The sequence below is a fragment of the Pseudomonas sp. NY15374 genome (genome assembly GCF_048068255.1).
Classification (GTDB): Bacteria; Pseudomonadota; Gammaproteobacteria; order Pseudomonadales; family Pseudomonadaceae; genus Aquipseudomonas; species Aquipseudomonas machongensis.
Genome location: NZ_JBLUPZ010000013.1, coordinates 73,040 through 91,323, shown reverse-complemented (window position 1 = coordinate 91,323; position 18,284 = coordinate 73,040). Strand labels below are relative to the sequence as shown.

The 18,284-nt window shown below is 64.5% G+C and carries 15 protein-coding genes; 4 read left to right on the top strand and 11 right to left on the bottom strand.

All coding sequences use genetic code 11. The features are described 5' to 3' along the window. The first annotated feature begins 65 nt into the window (after positions 1-65). Positions 66-851, top strand: a complete 786-nt coding sequence (locus ACNFHO_RS23515; RefSeq protein ID WP_063543610.1) for a tetratricopeptide repeat protein — start codon at positions 66-68, stop codon at positions 849-851. Positions 852-871: 20 nt separating this feature from the next. On the opposite strand, the gene ACNFHO_RS23510 is transcribed toward ACNFHO_RS23515, so the two are convergent. The 8 genes from ACNFHO_RS23510 to ACNFHO_RS23475 all read right to left on the bottom strand — a co-directional run bounded on the left by ACNFHO_RS23510 (position 872) and on the right by ACNFHO_RS23475 (position 7,887). Next, the gene (locus ACNFHO_RS23510) at positions 872-1,288 is read right to left on the bottom strand and encodes a hypothetical protein (protein WP_054892952.1); all 417 of its coding nucleotides are present in this window, start codon (positions 1,286-1,288) and stop codon (positions 872-874) included. Positions 1,289-1,318: 30 nt separating this feature from the next. Next, positions 1,319-2,578: a type II and III secretion system protein family protein gene (locus tag ACNFHO_RS23505; RefSeq protein WP_416767531.1), complete on the bottom strand. Its 1,260-nt coding sequence runs from the start codon at positions 2,576-2,578 to the stop codon at positions 1,319-1,321. 59 nt (positions 2,579-2,637) lie between these two features. Beyond that, positions 2,638-4,779: a type III secretion system export apparatus subunit SctV gene (sctV, locus tag ACNFHO_RS23500; protein WP_416767511.1), complete on the bottom strand. Its 2,142-nt coding sequence runs from the start codon at positions 4,777-4,779 to the stop codon at positions 2,638-2,640. After that, on the bottom strand, positions 4,776-5,111 hold the full coding sequence (locus ACNFHO_RS23495; RefSeq protein ID WP_371105658.1) for a tetratricopeptide repeat protein: 336 nt from the start codon (positions 5,109-5,111) through the stop codon (positions 4,776-4,778). Before ACNFHO_RS23495 ends, sctV begins: the two co-directional genes overlap by 4 nt. Next, positions 5,111-5,473, bottom strand: a complete 363-nt coding sequence (locus ACNFHO_RS23490) for a hypothetical protein (protein WP_054892879.1) — start codon at positions 5,471-5,473, stop codon at positions 5,111-5,113. Before ACNFHO_RS23490 ends, ACNFHO_RS23495 begins: the two co-directional genes overlap by 1 nt. 8 nt (positions 5,474-5,481) lie before the next feature. After that, positions 5,482-6,411 carry an FHA domain-containing protein gene (locus ACNFHO_RS23485; RefSeq protein WP_416767509.1) on the bottom strand — a complete coding sequence of 310 codons (930 nt, stop codon included), beginning with the start codon at positions 6,409-6,411 and terminating at the stop codon, positions 5,482-5,484. Between the two features lie 111 nt (positions 6,412-6,522). Further along, entirely contained in the window at positions 6,523-6,687 is a 165-nt protein-coding gene (locus tag ACNFHO_RS23480) for a hypothetical protein (protein WP_172964786.1), read from the bottom strand. Between the two features lie 414 nt (positions 6,688-7,101). Next, positions 7,102-7,887 (bottom strand): helix-turn-helix transcriptional regulator, encoded by a 786-nt coding sequence (locus ACNFHO_RS23475; protein WP_054892881.1) that lies wholly within the window; start codon positions 7,885-7,887, stop codon positions 7,102-7,104. Positions 7,888-8,064: 177 nt separating this feature from the next. Here ACNFHO_RS23475 and ACNFHO_RS23470 point away from each other — a divergent pair, with 177 nt between their 5' ends. Beyond that, the gene (locus tag ACNFHO_RS23470) at positions 8,065-8,889 is read left to right on the top strand and encodes a carbon-nitrogen hydrolase family protein (RefSeq protein ID WP_416767508.1); all 825 of its coding nucleotides are present in this window, start codon (positions 8,065-8,067) and stop codon (positions 8,887-8,889) included. A gap of 138 nt (positions 8,890-9,027) precedes the next feature. Then, on the top strand, positions 9,028-10,350 hold the full coding sequence (locus ACNFHO_RS23465) for an APC family permease (protein WP_416767507.1): 1,323 nt from the start codon (positions 9,028-9,030) through the stop codon (positions 10,348-10,350). Positions 10,351-10,394: 44 nt separating this feature from the next. Here the strand turns inward: ACNFHO_RS23465 and ACNFHO_RS23460 are convergent, their stop codons facing one another. The 3 genes from ACNFHO_RS23460 to ACNFHO_RS23450 are packed head-to-tail and all read right to left on the bottom strand — an operon-like array spanning position 10,395 to position 14,468. Next, entirely contained in the window at positions 10,395-12,617 is a 2,223-nt protein-coding gene (locus ACNFHO_RS23460; protein WP_416767506.1) for a GMC family oxidoreductase, read from the bottom strand. After that, entirely contained in the window at positions 12,614-13,111 is a 498-nt protein-coding gene (locus ACNFHO_RS23455; RefSeq protein ID WP_063543598.1) for a hypothetical protein, read from the bottom strand. Before ACNFHO_RS23455 ends, ACNFHO_RS23460 begins: the two co-directional genes overlap by 4 nt. A gap of 4 nt (positions 13,112-13,115) precedes the next feature. After that, a complete protein-coding gene (locus ACNFHO_RS23450) occupies positions 13,116-14,468 on the bottom strand; it encodes a cytochrome C (RefSeq protein ID WP_416767505.1) in 1,353 nt (450 codons plus the stop codon). Between the two features lie 330 nt (positions 14,469-14,798). On the opposite strand from ACNFHO_RS23450, the gene ACNFHO_RS23445 reads away from it, so the two are divergent. Beyond that, positions 14,799-18,224: a hypothetical protein gene (locus tag ACNFHO_RS23445; RefSeq protein ID WP_416767504.1), complete on the top strand. Its 3,426-nt coding sequence runs from the start codon at positions 14,799-14,801 to the stop codon at positions 18,222-18,224. The last annotated feature ends 60 nt before the right edge of the window (positions 18,225-18,284 follow it).

Below are 18,284 nucleotides of genomic sequence, written 5' to 3'. Positions count from 1 at the left end.
GCGCAGTCGAAATCACACATCAAGTCGCTAGAATGGCCACTCAGTCGTCCGCTCGAGTCCTGTCCATGCCCAAGCGTTTGCCGTCCACCCTGCTTCTGATCGCCAGCACCTTGCTCGGCGCCTGCACCAGCCAGCCACACACTGCCGACGAGGGCTACGACCGCCTCATGCACCTGGCGGGCGATCTGCAGCAGCGCGGCGATGCCGCCTCGGCTGCGGCGCTCTACCAGAATGCCGCGCAGCAACCTGGGCGCCATCCCGAAGCCTGGCAGAAGCTGGGCGACACCACACTGGCCGCAGGCGACGCGCGCGCTGCCGAGCGGGCCTACCAGCAGGCACTTGAACTGCAGCCGGACAACCTCGACGCTCTGCTGGGGCTGGGCAGCGCCCAACTGCGCCAGGGCAAGCTGGAGCGTGCGGTCACGTCCCTGACCCAGGCGGCCGAGCGTGGCAACAGCGCCGATGCCTGGAACCGCCTGGGCATTGCGCAGATCCTGCGCGGCCAGGCAGCGGCCGCCCAAGGGGCATTCAGCAAGGGGTTGGCGCTGGCACCGGACAACCTCGATACCCGCTGCAACCTGGCCCTGGCCTACGCCCTCGGCGGTCAGGCGCAACGGGCCCTGGACACCGTGCGCGTGGTTGGCCAGTCGCCGCGTGCCCTGCCCCGGCACCAGCGCAACGAACTGCTGGTCACCGTACTGGCCGGCCGCGAGCAGGATGTCGCCGGCCTGCCCCTGGACGATCTCTCCGCCAGCGAACGCCAGACGCTGCTGAACGAAGCCCGGCGCATCAAGGCGATCCCGGATGCCCAGGCCCAGGCCCGCGAGCTGGGCCTGGTGGACGGTCGCTAGCACCTGCACATGCGCGCGTTTCATTGCTTCTCCTGGCGATCGGCGCGCGCTTGCTGCTCATCCTGGCGTCGACGCAGCTCGGCGCGATCGTAACCCTCGATGTAGACCTGTGCGGCGCGCCCCACGGGCGCCGCCATGGCCGGCCCGGTCGGCCGCCCCTGAGCCAGGTCGTCCGGCTGCTCGACCATGCGCATCAGCGTGAGGTTGTTGGCGCAGCCCGGCGGCAGCAGTGGCACGAAGTCCTCGTCCAGGCCGAAGTCATCCTTGCTCGCCGGTTTCAGGCATTCCACCGGCAGGATCTCGGTGCTGCCGTTGGCCAGTGTCTTGTGCTGGAAATCAGGTGAGTAGGAGACCGGCTCCAGGTGCGTCTGGCAGCCAGCCAGCAGTGCCAATGGCAACAGCCAGCAGCGCCCGGCGGGGGCGCTGATCATCGACATGGAAAAGATCGATTTCATGGTCGCTCCCGGTCAGTTCATGTAGAAGCCGAACTTGCCGCCACTGCGTGGCCCCGCCGAAGCGGTCGCAGGGCCCGGCAGGGCATCGAGGGGCGTGGCCAGGTCGCGCTCGCGGGTCGGCTGCACCAGGTACGGGGTGATCAGGATCACCAGTTCAGTCTCGTTGCGCTGGAAACGCTTGGAGCGGAACAGGTTGCCCAGGATCGGCATGTCGCCGAGCATCGGCACCTTGTCCATGTCCTGGCTGCTTTCGCGCTGGAACAGGCCGGCAATGGCGAAGGTCTGGCCGCTGCCGACCTCGACCCGGGTATCGGCGCGTCGCACACGGAACGACGGCACCCGGTAGCCGTTGACGTCGGTGGTGTCCGAGCCCATCAGGCTGCTGACCTCGGGGCGCACCTGCAAGGCGATATGGCCGTTGGGCAGCAGCGTCGGGCTGAACAGCAGCGAGACACCGAAAGGCTTGTACTCGATGCCCACCAGATCACGGTTGACCGGCACCGGCACGGGGATCTCACCGCCCGCCAGGAAGCTTGCGGTCTGCCCGGTCATGGCGGTGATGTTCGGCTCGGCGAGGATCTGCAGCACGCCATTGCTCTGCAGGGCTTCAAGCATCGAGTCGATGTTGACGTTGCCCGAGCTGAGGCCGGCGCTGATGACATTCGATGCACCGCTGGCGGCGTCGGCGGCGAGGCGACCACCGGTGATCAAGCCAAAGGAAAAGGTGCCGTTGTTGAACAGTGCGTTCCAGCTCACCCCGTAGCGCAGCAGCTCGGAACGCGAGACTTCGGCAAAGCGCACACGGATGTTGATCTGGGCAGAACCGGCATAGGTCGCGGCGTTGACCGCTGGTACCGGGCTCTGGTTGTCGAGCAATGCATTGAGGTCACTGGCTTCGCCGACATCCCTGACCAAGCCCTTGGCCACCAGCTGGTTACCCACGGCGCTGACCTGGGCGCCGCTGGCCGGATGCAGGTCCTGCAGCGGACGGCTGACGCTCTGGGTCGCGTTGTTCACCGACAGGTTCAAGGCCGCCAGTTGCTTGCCCGCATCGTCCAGGGCGATCAGGCTGGTCTGCCCCGGCGCCTTGCCGAACACGTAGATCACCCCGTCGGACACCACTTGCAGGTCGGCGATGCCCGGCTCGGCAACCAGCACCGAGGCCACCGGCGCCTTGAAATGCAGCACCCTGCCCTCGCCCGATGCCAGGTCGAGGCGACCGTGGCTGCCCACTGCGATCTCGTCGGCGCAGGCCAGCAACGACAGCAGCATGCCGGCCAGACCCAGCCACAAACGGTAATGAAACACAGCGCCGATGCGTGATGAACCGATCATGAAGCACTCGCCAGAGAAGTGACCGAAGCGCCGCTGGTGGAGCGGCGTTGAGAGGTGTCGCCAAGTTCGAGGGTGCCCACGGCCTGCAGGTTGTATTCACCGGCCAGCTCGCGGAACGACAGCACGGCCAGCTCCATGTCGCCACGCAGCACCAGGCGGCGCAGGTGGCGGCGCAGTTCCGGGTGCACCAGCAGTACGCTGGTGCGGTCTTCGGGCAAGCGCTCGCAGGCCTGGCGCAGTTGCAGCATCAAGGCGCGGCTGACCTGCTCGGGAATCGCCTCGCGGCCACCGTCCTGACGGCGCATGCCGGTGCGCAACTGCTGCTCCAAAGCCGGCGCCAGCACCAGGGCGCTGATCACCCGGTTGCGGTCGGCATATTGGTGGCTGATCTGTCGGGCCAGGGCGGCGCGCAGGTGCTCGGCCAGGTGCGCGGCGTCGGCATCGCGCCCACCCCAGTCGACCATGGCCTCAAGCAAGGCGCGCTGGTTGCGGATCGACACACCCTCTGCAACCAGGTAGCGCAGGGCTTCGGCCATGCGCTGCAACGACAGGTTGCGCAGCACTTCCTTGATCAGCTCGCCATAGCTGCCCTCGATGCTTTCCAGCAGCGCACGGGTCTCCTGGATGCCGAGAAAATCTGCCGCGTAGCGGCGCAGGGTGCGCTCGACCGTCGCCCGTAGCACTTCCTCGGGGAGCATGAAGCCGATGCCCGCCTGTTCCAGACGCTCCTGGTACTCACGAGCGATCCAGTGGGCGCTGCGCGCAGCCAGGGGCGAGTCGGCTTCGATCATCGGGATGTCGAGCAACTGCACATTGACCGGGTCGTCCCTGAGCAACAGGCAATCGGCAGGCAGTTCACCTTCGCTCACCGGCACGCCTTCAAGTTCGATGACGAAGCGCTGGGCGGCGCTCTTCGCGTCCACATGCACGGCGGCCAAGGGCACATCGATGCCGAGCTCGCCACGGATCTCGTGACACAGCGCCTCGAAGCGCTGGCGCAGCGGCTGCTCTGGCGCACTGGCCGCAAGGCCCGGCCCCATCACCAGGAGGATGCGGCAGTTGAGCGGCTTGCTCGCCGACACGCTGGGCTCCACCGCTAGCACCTGGGGTTCATCCTCGGCCTCCGGCGCTTGCACCGGCTCAGCCTGCTCGGCCGCCTGGCGACGCTTGAGGTAGAACGCCGAGCCAGCCAACACTGCGGCAAGCACGAAGAACACCGCCGCCGGGAAGCCCGGCAGCAGGCCGATGCCCAGCAGGATCAATGCCGTGAGGAACAAGGCACGGTGGCTGGCGCCCAACTGGCGAATGATCTCCGTCCCCAGGTCACCGCTGGCGCCGTCGCTGTTGACGCGGGTGACCACGGTGCCGGCCGCCACCGAAATCAGCAGCGCCGGAATCTGTGCGATCAGCCCATCACCGACGGTCAGCAGCGAATAGGTGTGCACTGCGGTGCCGAACGGCATGTCGCGCTCGACCATGCCGATCAGCATGCCGCCAAGAAGGTTCACCGCGAGGATCACCAGGCCGGCGATGGCGTCGCCCTTGACGAACTTCATCGCACCGTCCATGGCGCCGAACATCTGGCTTTCACGCTCCAGGCGCGAACGACGGCGACGGGCTTCGGCCTGGTCGATGTCGCCATTGCGCAGGTCGTTGTCGATGCTCATCTGCTTGCCGGGCATGGCATCGAGGGTGAAGCGCGCGGCCACCTCGGCAACCCGCTCGGCACCTTTGGTGATGACCACGAACTGCGCCACGGTGATGATCAGGAACACCACCAGACCGACCACCACCTGGCCTGCGATGACGAAGTCACCGAACGCCTGGACGATATGGCCGGCATCGCCGTGCAGCAGGATCAACCGCGTGGTGGTGATCGACAGCGACAGGCGGAACAGGGTGCTCAGCAGGATCAGCGGCGGCAGCGCCGAGAACTCCACCGAGTGGTTGATATAGAAGGCGACGATCAGGATCAGCATGCTCAGGGCGATGTTCAGGCCGATCAGCCCGTCGACCAGGTAGGTCGGCAGCGGGATGATCATCATCGCGATGGCCATCAGCATGAACGACACGATGATCACGTCGGTGCGCTGGGACGCCGCCCGCGCCAGGCCGTTGAGGCGATCGAGCGGGCTCATCGGGCGGCCCTGCGTGCACTGAGGTAGCGCTTGAAGCACTGACGCGCCTCGTCCTTGCGCCCACCGCGCCACAGCGCATGGCTGCGCAGCAGCAACAGGCCGGGTGACTCGCCTTCCTGCTCGGTGAGGCGGTCGAGTGCGTTCAGGGCGCGGCTGGCGTTGCCGCTGTCGGTGAAGGCCATGGCCAGGTAGCGCAGCAGCGTGCCGTCCTGGGGGGCCATCTGCGCGGCGATCAACAGCATCACCAGCGCGCGCTGGGGCTGACCGCTGCGGCGGTAGAGGTCGCCCAGGCCCTTGAGCAGTTCGATGCTGTCGTGTCGTTCGCGAGACATCATGGTTCCTGCACCTCGGCGCGTTGCTGCTCCAGGGACTGGCGCAGGTGGATCTCTTCACGAAGCAGGTCTTCGGCCAGCTCGCGGATCTCCGGTTCGGCATCCAGCGACGGCATGACTTCGTCCAGCAGGTACTGCAACAGGTCCAGCGCGCGGGTGCCGCTGAACAGGTCCGGGTTGATCTCCTCGCCGGCACAGGCTTGCTCGAGCTCTGCGCGCAGCGAACGGCGGCCAGCCACTTCACGCTTGCCCAGCAGCGCATCGAAGCGGGCGTTGGGGCGCGCCTGCAGCGGGCGTACGGCCTCGACGGAGGCGGTCTTTTCGGTGGAAGACGGCAACAATGGCCGCGGCTCGATCCTCATGCTCGGTCCTATAAGGTCAGGGTGAAGCGTTCTTCACCCCTGGCCAGGATCACCTGGTCGCTGTCGATACGTTCCAGCATCCAGCCGTCGGCCAAGGCCGCGCCGGGATAGAGGCGCTTGCCGCTTTCGCTGATCACATAGGGGTTGTTGCCGAACCACACCGCCTGGAAGCGCACCCGTGGACGGGCGACATCGGCCTGGGCGGTGACCGTGCTGTGCAGCATCACCTGCTGGCCGTAGCGCTGGTCGTAGTCCTGGCGTACGGCGAGCCAGCGCGCCTTCTGCGTCAGGTCCAGGCGCCCCTCGGCCACCAGTTGCCCGCCTGCTTCGCTGAGCCGTACGCCTTCCAGGCCGTTGGCCAGCAACTGCTGCCCCAGCCATTGATGGGCCTGCGCCAGCGAAGGCAGCTGCGGCGCGCGCGGTACGGGGGTCACGCTGGCGGCCAGGGGCTTGGGTGTCTCGCCACGCATGGCGTAGGCGAAGGCGCAGATCAGCATCAGGCCCAGCGCCAGCGCGACGTGGGTGCGGGTGAATGCCGAGGCGTGCTGGGGCTGTGCGATTGCGGCAGCGGCGCGCGCGGGCTGTTCGTGCTCCAGGCTCAACTGCGCCTCGCCCAAGGCGATACGCAGCGGCAACTGAGCGCGATAACCGCTGCCGAGCGGAACGATGATCGCCCGCCCCTGCTGGTCTTCGACCCGCACTTCGCCGCCCACGGCCTCGACTGCGACCTTGCCGTCTGCCAGGCGCAATACCAGATGGCGGGGCTCGACGCCCGGGTCATTGAGAATGAAGTCGGCATCAGGTGTGCTGCCGAAGGTGTACTGGGTGCCGTCCAGACTGATCCGGCCACCCTGGTGCAGACCCTGGGTGACGCTGAGTACCGGCTTGGAGGCTGTCGCGCCACCGGTGACGGCGGCCAGAGCGGTAAGGGCTGTCATGGGCGGGGCACCACCGTGAATACCACGGGCAACGGCCATTCAGACCCTTGCCGAAAAATGCGTCGTTGCAAGACATGCGGGCGGAGCAACCCCCGCCCGCAAGGCACTACGTCAGTTCTGCGGACGCTGTTTGGTGGCGTCGAGCTCAGCCTTCTTGGCAGTGGTCAGCTCGGTGATCTGGGCCGACTTCTCGATAGCCATGTTGAAAGTGGCTTCCATCTTGGCGATTGCTGCGTCTGCGCCGCCACCGCTGCTTGCTGGAGGTACGTTGCTCATGGTGATACTCCTTCAGGATAGGGATTCATAAGAAGCCGCTTTGAGGCGGGTAGAAGTCCGTGCAAGACAGCGACCGAAGGGGATGTAGGCAGTCGCTCTCCAACACGGTGTCCATGTTAGGCAATGAATATTCGCCACTGCTGTGAAACGTTGTGAAAGGTTGGGAAAACTCTTGATACAAATCACCAGGCAGCGTCTTTACACAGGCTACAAGCCAGGCACAGCAAGGCCTTCAGCTGGAAGGCCGAATACCTTGGAATGTCTCGGATTGGGTAAAACGCGCTGTTTTCCTAGTCGAAACAGCCGGCAGTGAAGTTCAGTTATCGAACAAACGTAGTCACCCAGGAGGCACTACAGGGCAAATATTACAAGGCGGCAGGATGAACGGATAAATAATGACTTCTGTGAACTCAATCAACTTTGCGCCTGCAGAAACAGCGAGAACAACTCGGACTGTGACTTGATGCCCAATTTGCTGTACATGTGCTTGCGGTGCACTTTCACGGTCTCGGCGGATATCGCCAGCTTGCGCGCTATTTCCTTGCTCGAACAACCACTGAGCATCAAGCGCCCCACTTCCAGTTCCCGTGCCGTCAGGGGTGTCTGCAGCGCCTCGACGGTTTCCTCCAGGCGACTCTGCCAGCGTGGCGCCGGTGGCGTTGCCTGCTCCAGTAATTCACGCTCGAACGTCATGCGCTGGCGCATCAGCCCGGCCACCCAGGGGCGCAGCAGGTCGAGCAGGGTGATCTGCTCGGCGCTGAAACGCCCCTTGGTCCCCAGCGACAGGCACAAGGTGCGCTCTTTCTCGAGCTGGACATTGAACTGCACCTCGTCGGCGACCACGTTCAGGCGAAAATAGCGCTGGTAGTAGTCGGTCTGCTCGAAGCACTCCGGCGCCACGTCCGCCAGCTGGAACAGGCCGCTGCCCGGCGCCTCGCGGCTGGCGATGTAGAACGGGTCGAGCAGGTACAGGCCCTTGAGGTAGTCCTGGAACAGCGGGTCGGGCCCGCCATCCTCGCCTGGACACTCGGCGAACACTTGCGGTCTACCATTGCTGAAGAGCAAGGCCACCCAGCTGTCGAACGGCACATACTGATCGAGCAGGCGCACCAGGGCGAGCCAGAAGCCGGGCTTGTCGAGCGTCTCGACCAGGTGACCGACCGAGCGGTGCCAGGCCAGGTCCTGCAGCGTAAGGTTCATGCCTCTACCCCTGTTGGGTTACCACGTGGGCGTAATTACCCCTGATACGGTGCCCGACGCATACTCGGGCAAGCCTTGCCTCGGTCCGATGCGCATTCTGACCGTTTTTCACCGGGCGGTCATGTCACCGCCATGGCTCGGGCATTTCAATAAAAGATTGGGTCTATGAGAACAGCAATGAAGGTCGAACTCGTGCAACTGGTGGGCCGCGACGGTGACACCGCCTACAACCTGAGCCGCACCCTGGAGGCGATCCACGCCTGCCCTGCCGGCACCGACCTGGTGGTCTTCCCTGAAACCCAGCTGATGGGATTCCCCAGCGAAGAAAACATCGCAACCCTCGCCGAGCCCCTTGACGGCCCAAGCGTACGCGCCGTGCAACAGGCAGCGCGCGAACGTGACGTCGGCGTGGTGGTCGGCATGGCCGAAGCGGGTGAAGACGGCCGCTTCTACAACACCACCCTGCTGATCACCGCTGAAGGCATCGCCCTGAAATACCGCAAGACCCACCTGTGGGCGTCGGACCGCGGCATCTTCACTCCGGGCGACCGCTACGCCACCACGCTGTTCAAGGGGGTGCGGGTCGGCTTGCTGATCTGTTTCGACATCGAGTTCCCTGAAAGCGCCCGCGCCCTCGGCCAACTGGGCGTCGAGCTGATCCTGGTGACCAACGGCAACATGGACCCCTACGGGCCGACCCACCGCACCGCGATCAGTGGCCGCGCCATGGAAAACCAGGCATTCGCGGTGATGGTCAACCGCGTCGGCGAGGGTGATGGCGCGCTGGTGTTCGCCGGCGGCAGCGCGGTGGTCGACCCGTACGGGCAGTTGCTCTGCGAAGCCGGGCGCGAGGAGTGCCGCATCGGGCTGGAACTGGACCTGGCGCAACTGGATGTTGCCCGTCGCGACTACAGCTACCTGGCCGAGCGCCGCTTCGTCCTGCCGGGCGAAGTGCGCGAGCACGATAACGGCCTGCGCGAGCTGATCATCGATAACCGCTGACACCACCGCATCTATAGGGAACTCAACAATCCTGAGGGTCACGCAGACTGCAAAGCGCTGACCCGCGACGGGCAAGGGATGCCATTTTTTGCGTCGATTTCGACTCTGCATAACAAACATAATCTGGAGTAAGCAGTAATGGCCCGACTCAAGCGAACTCTTTCGCTCAGTGCGGTGGTGCTGTTCGGCATCGCCTACATGACCCCGATCATCGTCCTCGGCACCTTCGGCATCCTCGCCGACACCACTGGCGGCGTGGTCCCCTCGGCGTACCTCGCTGCCTCCGTCGCCATGCTGTTCACCGCCCTGAGCTACGGGCGCATGGCCGCCGCTTTCCCGGTGGCGGGCTCGGCGTACACCTATGTGCGCAAGTCGATCAGCCCGAAACTGGGCTTTCTGGCGGGCTGGGGCGTGCTGCTCGACTACCTGTTCCTGCCCATGGCCATCTGGCTGATCGGCGCAGCCTACCTGCACTCGGCCTTCCCCGCCGTGCCACAGGCGCTGTGGGTGCTGGCGTTCATCGGCGTGACCACGGCGATCAACGTGGTCGGCCTGCGCCTGGCGAAGAACATCAACGGCGCCCTGATGCTGGTGCAGTTCCTGGTGCTGGCGGCCTTCGTGGTGTTGGCGATCCACTATGTGCTGGGGGACGCGAGCAAACCGCTGTGGTCGCTCGAGCCGTTCTTCAAGGAAGGCGTGCAACTGCCGCTGATCATGAGCGGTGCAGCGATTGCCTGCTATTCGTTCCTGGGCTTCGATGCCGTGAGTACCCTGACCGAGGAAACCCACGAGCCGCGCAAGAACATCCCGCGGGCAATCCTGCTGATTACCCTGATCGGTGGATTCCTGTTCATCGCCGCCAGCTACTTCGTGCAGCTTGCCCACCCCTCCACCCAGTTCGAAAACGCCGACTCGGCGGCCTACGAGATCGCCCGCAACATCGGTGGCGACCTGTTCGTCAGCCTGTTCCTGGTCGGCTTGATCGTCGGTCAGTTCACCTCGGGGCTGTCCGCCCAGGCCAGCGCCTCGCGCTTGCTGTTCGCCATGGGGCGTGACGGTGTACTGCCCAAGGCATTCTTCGGGCGCCTGAACGAGCGCTTCGGCACACCGGTCGGCAGCATCGTGCTGTGCGGCGTGGTGGCGCTGCTGGCGTTGCACATGGATGTCACGACCTCCACCTCGTTCATCAACTTCGGCGCCTTCCTGGCCTTCAGCCTGGTCAACCTATCGGTGGTGTTCCACTACTGGATCGGCCGTGGCGAACGCGGGCCACGCGCGGTGCTGCTGTTCCTGATGTTCCCGCTGATCGGCCTGCTGGCAGACCTGTGGCTGATGGTGAGCCTGGATCACCTGGCGATCTACCTGGGCCTGGCCTGGCTGGCGGCGGGCATCCTGTATCTGGCCGTGCTGACGGGTGGGTTCAGCAAGCAGCCGCCAGAAATGCATTTCGAAGAAGCGTGATCGGAGGGCACCGGCCACGCCGGTGCCCATCCTGCCATCGCGGACTACAAGGATCCGAAGCTCAGCTCGACGCTCAAGCTGCCCAGGTTGTCGCGCAGACCAACCCCGTAGCGCCCCTCCAGATCGTCATTGATGCACAACTGCAGCTCGCCCTTCTGACCGCGGGGCAACTGCACCTTGTCCCCCACCAGGAACGGCGTTCCGTTGCTGCCGATACGGCCGATCAGCGCACCTTCGTGCTGCCCGGGCAAGGTATAGCCGGGCTTGGCGATCAAGCCGGCATTACCCCTGGCGTCCACGAACCCGGTCGCCGGGTTGGCCGTCCACTGCCCGCCCTTGCACACCGCCAACTGCCAACTGTGGCCATTGACCTGCACCCCGGTCCCCTGCCAGGCCTGGTTGGCCTGGACCTCGACGGTGCGCGCAAGCAGGTCGCTGGCCACCACATCGGCAGCCTGGAAGGTCAGCGCGGTGATGGTCAGGGTCGGGTTGGCGGTGCCGGTGGTGGGGAACACGCCGTCGCCGACCAGGAACAGGTTCTTGTGGTCCCAACTGCGCTGCTGCTTGTCGACCACCGACTTGCCCGGGTCGCTACCCATGCGGTAGGTGCCCATCAGGTGCCCCGCGCCATAGAACGCATAGCGTTCGTTGCCATGGTCGAACACCGTTTGCGGTCCGTCGTTCTTGTCTGGATGGAAGTTGGTCAGCTCGCTGGCGCCCATCAGCTCGGTGATGATGTGCGTTGCGGCCAAACGCGCCTGTCTGAACCCTTCCTTGGTGTAGTCGGAAAAATCATATTCGATCTCCGGTCGAGCCAGTCCGAGGCCATCGGTGAGGGTATCGCTGACCTTCACTCGACACAGCGCCTTGTCCGGGTCTTTTTCCAACTGCTCGACCAGAAAGCCCAGGCGGAACTGGCGAGTCAGCACGCTGTTGAGCTGCTGCACCAGCTCCTTGCCAGACAGCGCCGACTTCTTGGGATTGGTCCCGCCCTCGTTGGTCCCGTCGATGTAGTCGCAAACGGCCTTGTACGGATCCTCCTGCGACCAGTTCCAGCCCTCGTTGCCGATCTCGATACGCCAGGCCGCATGTTTCCTGCGAAAGTCGCCGTCACGCATTTCCTCGATGCCTGAAGTCGACAGCGGGCCACGGAACGGGAACAGCGGTTTACCCTCGGGCATCAGGCCCCAGGCCAGGTACACCGGGTGGTCCGACAAGCCACAGCCAAGCTGCTTGCTGCTGTTGGCAACCCCATCCGGCCAATCCTTGCTCTTGGAGTTGAGCAGCAGTTTCGGCGTCTCGATGGCATGGGCGGCGATGACGTAACGCTGGCCCTGGGCCACGCCATCATTGCGCTTGCCATCGGCCTGGTACTGGATGAACTCGATGCCACTGACTTGCTTGTCGGTCACCAGCACCTTGCTGGCCACGGTCTGGTAGAGGATGCGCACGTTGCCGGTGTCCAGCGCCTTGGCCATGGTCACGGTGGCATCGTACTTGGCCTGGATCGGGCAGATCGGCGTACAGCTGGTATTACCGGCACAGACCCGCCGCCCGTTGTCGTTCTGCGAGTTGCGTCCGGCCGGGGTCGGGCGCACCTTCAGCGTGATGCCGTTATAGCGCTTGCCGTCGATTGCCTTGGCCACGCCCTGGTCGACCAGCGAAGGCGGGATGCCGTGCATGCGGTACTGGTAGCCCTCGGGGAAGGTCACGCCGAGGTAGGACTGGGCCGCCACGTCGGCAGACACGCCCATCTCCTCCTCGGCGCGGCAGTACGCGGTCTGCAGGTCGGCATAGCTGATCGGCCAATCGACCCCGACGTTGTAGGCCGACTTCATGCGAAAGTCATTGGGCAACAGGCGCAGTGCGGTGCCCATCCAGTGCCACATGGTGCCGCCACCGACCCGCTCGTAGGTGCTGGCGAACAGCAGTGGCCCCTTTTGTACCAGGTAGCTTTTCTGCTCCTTGTGCGGGTCGCTGCCGCCGGCGGTGATCAGGTCCTGGATGGTGGCCCGGGGGGCGAACTGCTTGTCCGGGGTCTGCTCGCTCTGCTCAGGCGGATAGGGCGATTCAGGCGATTTGAGCACCGCGGTGTAGAAACGCTCCAGGTACTCGCTGCGGTTCGGCGGAATCGCCGGCCCCGACTCCAGCACCAGTACCTTGAGCCCGGCCAGGCCCAACTGGTAGGCCATCACGCTGCCGGCCATGCCGGCGCCCACGACGATCACATCGGCTTGCTCGATGTTCTTGGCTTGTACGAGGCTCATGGCTGCTGCCCTTCCTTGGCTTTGACACCGGTGAATTGCTCGAGGGTTGGTGGCTGCTCGGCCCAGTAGCCGAAGTGATACTGGCTGTAGCCCATGGGATGGGCCTGGGCGATCTTCCACGCCCAGCTTTCCTTGTAGGCCTGGTCGGAAACCACGTGGATATCACCTTGGGTTTTCTGCGCGTCCTTCAGGTCGTAGGGCTGGTACCAACTGCCCAGCAGCCAGAGCTTCATGATCGAACGCGCGCCCTGGGCGATCGGTGAATCCTTGCGGTCCAGAATGGCGGCGGCGATCTCTTTCTCGGGCCGGCCCTTGAGGCTGACAAACAGCTCCAGCAGATGGCTGAAGGCTGCCGCGCCCATGCCGCTTTGCGCTGTGGCGAAAAACACCGGTGGCAGGTTGACTGGGTCGTCGGATGGGGCAAGGTGGTCGCTGGACAGGCCCGTCAGCAGCGCCGAAAGCTCGATGAAGTTCTGCAGGTTCTGGTCGTTCATGGCATCACTCCTTGGCGCCAGTGGATTGGGCACGTTCAAGCAGGAAGGTGAAGTCGGCGAAACTGGTGCGCGGCGACTCGGTCACCCGGGTGGTCGCGTTGTTGTGGCACTCCATGCAGCTCGAAGACGCCTGCGGCACGGTGCCCTGGTTGTAGGTTTCCAGCGTCGCGTTGGCCAGGAAGCTTGGCGCCGGAGAGCCCAAGGGATTGACCGGGTCCGGTACCTGGCACTTCGGATCCTTGGCGGGCTTGGTCGGCCATTGCGTACTGACCAGTTGGTAGTTGGCCCAGACCGTGCCGGCCAGCGCGCCTCGCCACTGCTGGTTGAGCGCCTGGGCAGCGGCGGTGATAGGAATCTCGCGCACGATCTGCGACGGCTCGGCCTTCTTCGACGGATCCCACGGCTGCGCCGGCGGCTCGTTGATTGGCCGATCGGCCTTGGCGTCATAGAACAGGTACGGCCCCTTGCGCTCACTCACCGGCGTAGTCTTTTCCGGCACGTTGCGCACGTGCTCGAACGTCGACCACACCCACTGCTGCGCGTCCTGGGTCTTGTGCACGATGTGCAGCCCGACCAGGCCGACCTTCTGCGCACTGCACGACTCGGGGATGAGCGCCCCTTTGTCCGGATCGTCATTGCCCGGGGTGTAGACCAGCGCATCGACGGCATGGAACTCATCGGCCTTGTCGCTTGCGTCGAGGACCTTCCAGGCCGACTTGACCATGATCGCGCCGACCCGCTTATCCTCGTTCGAACCGCAGGCAAAGGCGATGCGGTTGTCGCTCTTGCCGAGGAACGCCTGTTGCCCCTCCTTGCTGTAGAGGCCGTTGTTGACGATATCGTCGAACATCGGCTGGTTGACCATGATCGCGTTGCGCGTGTACTGCCCGCTCTGGTCGACCAGTGGCCCGGTCTTGAACGGCTGGATGAACTCATCGAGCACTCCGGCGACCTTGCCCATCTGCTGCAGCACAGGCAGGTTGCCCTTGCCCTCACAGGCCGCGGGAAGCGGGGCTTTCTCGTGCCAACCTACAGGTTTCTGCCCCTTGGGCAGGAAGATCTCGTAACTCTCCTTCCACGACTCCCACACCGTCGTTGCGTTCGGCTTGCCGATCGGCGCATCGGTGTCGGCACTGCCATCGGGCTTGGCCGGCCAGTTCAGGGCGACGAAGGTCTTCCACGACAACAGGTCGAAATCGTGCTGCAGGCTTTCAAGGGTAGGTGTGGGCGGTGCCACGACGGTGACATCGAAGGGAATCTGCGGCGACAGCACGGGGCTGTCTGCCACAGCGGCCATGGCCAGTACGCTGGTGAAGCCTGCGCCCAGGCAGGCCAGGTGTTTCGGTCGTTTTCTCATTATCGTCTCCTCAGCAGATAAAGCGTCGGGACGACACAAGAGGCGGGTCCTTCATGGTCCCAGTATTCAGCGTTATCCCTGACGCTGATTTGCAGGCTAGCTGGCCATTTGCCATAGGTAAAATAATCGGATTAACGGTAGGGTTATTGCCTCTGCCGTACCGATCAGGACCGCTGTTTCACAGACGTAAAACGTTGTGAATTCCCGCGCACTGAAATCTTTGCTTACATCTTGTTCTGCTACCGTCGAGCCGCCTCGAGGGTCGCCGAGCGTCCAGCAACACTGACACGCCTTGCGCCCTTTCTGCCCCGACGAAAGGAGTTTCACGGCATGTCGACCAGCCCCCTCACCCGCAGCGCCGACATCAAACTGTCAGAGCCACGCGACCACAAGCCCGCCGCCACCTTCCGCGTGCTGCTCGCCAACAGCGAGCGCAACGCCGACAGCTACCGCAGTGCCAAGCCCGACGAGCAGATGCCCGCATTGGGCGAGCTGGCCTCGATCGAAGCCCCTGGCGCCCAGGGGGCCGACACCGTGCGCTACGTGACGACCGCAGGCGACGCCGTGCTGGTCAGCAAGGCCACCAACCCCAAGCTCTACCAACAGATCGTCGAGGCCCGCCCGGCGCTGGAGGCCATCGCCAAGAGCAAGCAGGACGGCTACGAACTGCTCGGCAAGGACGCCCAGGCCCCCGCTACCCTCGCTGACTACAAGGCCATCGGTGCCGCTGACGAAGTCGGCCCCGGGCTGATCCGCTACCAGACCGCCGACGGCAAGGCCTACATCGTCGCCGAGCAGGACAACCCGGACCTGTTCAAACAGGTCTCGCAGGACTACAAGGCACTCTCGGGCATCAACAGCAGCATCGCCGATGGCTACCAATGGGCCGGCGCCGACCAGCAGGTACCCGGCACGCTTGGCGACTTCCGCGCCGTGGGCCGGGCCGAGGAAGTCGGGCCGGGCGTGATCCGCTATGAGACCCAGGATGGCAGCAAGTACGTGGTGTCCGAGCGCGACAATCCCGAGCTGTACAAGGCCGCCGCCAGTGCCTATGACAGCCTCTCGGGCCTGCAGGCCAGCGAAGCCGACGGCTACCGGCGCGCCACCGACAATGAAGTCTGGCCGCCCTTCGACGGCACGGCCATCGGTGCCCGCGACGAGGTCGGCCCGGACCTTATCCGCTACGAACACAATGGCGAGAAAGTGGTGGTCGCCCGCGACGACAACCCCAAGCTGTTCGATTACCTGGCCGGCCTGCACGAGGTCTACAGCGACCCGGCCAAGGCTGGCGACATCCGCACCGCACTGGACAACGGTGCCGTGCTGGCCGATGCCAACACCCAGGCCCCGGGCCTGAACGACTACAAGGGCTTCGGCTGGACCACCGGCCAGGAAAACAATGTGCTCACCTACGAAACCCACGACGGCACCAAGGTCGTGGTCTCGCGCGACATCTCGCCGGAGCTGTTCAAGCAGGTGGCGACCGCCAACGACACCTGGGGCAAGATCCACGACAGCGAGAAGGAGGGCTACAAGCTCGCCGGCCCCAACGATTTCCTCAAGAACAAGGACATGTCCTTCGGCTCGCCGGACGAGCTGGGCGATGGCCTGATCCGCTTCGAGACCGACGAGGGCAAGTTCATCGTCTCCAAGGAGCTGAGCCCACAGCTGTACGACGAAGTGGTCGGCAAGTGGGAAGGCTGGACCAAGGGCGAGGTCGATGAGACCCGCAGCAAGTACAACCTGCCACCGCGCGAGGAACTCGATGCGCTCAATCTCAAGACCGGGGTCAAGGCCGATGAGAAGGATGCATCCTCGCCCGAACTGACCGTGGGCGAGTTGGCCACCAAAGAGTTGCTCGACAGCTACCGCAAGGGCGTGCAGGACGGCTCGATCGCCAAGGACGACCCACGCGCCAAGCTGGTCCGCGCCCTCGAAGCGCAGGCTGCCTACCAGAACGGCCGCGGCATCACCGGCTACGAGGAAGAGCCCGGCGCCTTCGGCGGCACATGGCGGGTGTTCGACAAGGAGCAGACCGAGCTCACCTCCGCCGACATGCACGACATCATCGACGGCGGCAAGCTCAAGGAGCAGATCAGCACCCTGTTCGCCGACGAGACCATCCAGAAGGACTACAAGTCGAAGATGGACGATGCGCTCAACCGCATCCCCAACAAGGACGAGGTCAAGCAGAAGCTGCTCGACCTGACCAACAACCCCGACTACATCGCCTACCTCAAGGACCTGCAGAAGCAGGGCAAGGACCACGAGGCCAAGGAAGACCTCAACAATACGCTCTCGGCCTTGTCGTTGTTCGATCCTGAGGCGGCGACCAAGGCGGCCCAGTCGATCCAGGCCGACGGCCTGACCAGCGACCTCAATGACCTGGTCGGCGACCCGAGCAAGATTTCCGACGAGAACAAGGAGCTGGCCACCAAGGACCTGTTCGGCCTGCTCAAGAGTGTGCTCAAGGGCTCGCTGCTGGACATGCCGCGGCGCACCCAGGAGGTCATCGAGAAGTTTCTCGAAGAGGGGCTGCAGGGCAAGCAGAAGTCCTCTGTGGTCACCAAGGTGCTCGAAGAGCTGTCGCAGATCGACATGGCCAAGGGCAGCATCAGCGAGGCCGACCTGAAGACCGTGCTGTCCAAGCCCTATGTGCCGATTGCCGACCGCGGCACCCTCGGCGAGGTGTTCAGCGCCCTCAACAGCAAGGGCATCCTCGGCACGCTGGGTGCCGGGGTGAACCTGTTCTCGGGCATCTATCAACTGGTCGGCCAGGGCGGCAAGCTGGGCGAGACCTGGCAGCAACGCCTGTCGATCGCCAAGGACTTCGTCAGTTTTGCCGGCGCTGGCAGCCACTTCGCCAAGGTCGGCGATGCCATCGGCGGGCTGGTCGGCAAGAGCGGGTTGGTTGATTTCCTCGGCCTGGACAAGACCCTGCCGGAGATCTGGGGCAAGGGCGGGATCCAGGAGCCGAAGTTCGAATTCAAGCTCAGCGAGCTGCCGGCGAGCACCAAGGCCAAGATCGCCGAAGCGCTCGATACCCTGCCCGGCAGCAAGCTCGGGGACTTTTCCGACGTGCTCGGTGACGGCGCAGGCAACGCCAACGCCGCCAAGAACGCCTATGGCGGCATTACCCAGCGCCTGGAGGACGCCGTATCAGCCTCCGGCACGGTCAAGCTGCCACCGGGCAAGGCGGCGAAGATTGCGGGGTCGGTGATCAAGGTACTGGGTCCGGCCACCGACCTTGCCGGTGGTTTCGCCGACATCGTCCTGGGGGCCTTCACCATCAAGAACGCAATCAAGGATGGCGATCCGCTGGCCAAGGCCTCCGGTGGGCTGCAGATCGCCGGCGGTGCCTTCGGTGCCTCGGCCGGTGTACTGGGTGCTGCCAGCCTGTTCGGTGCAGGCACGGCCGCAGCGCTGACCGGGCCTTTCTTCCTGGTGGGCGTGGTGCTGGGGGTGATCGGCGGGATCATCGGTTACTTCGTCGATCACAACAAACGGCAGAAGGCCAGCGAGAAGGAAAACGACTGGTACCGGGACCTGGCGGCCGATGGATTGTTGCAGGGCGACTGGGCGGACAAGGTCGAGTATGCCCATTACTCGATCCACCATTACGGCGACCGCGAGGCGCCGGAGGATGACAGCCTGTTCCGCTTCCAGGAGGCCGAATGGAAGCATTTCGACGAGACGCCGCAGAAGAATGGCTCGTCGAGCAACCGCCTGGACGACAAGTTGCACGTGGATCATTGAGCCACTGATTGCAATCCACCCCTGTGGGAGCGGGCTTGCCCGCGAAAAGAACGCCGCGGT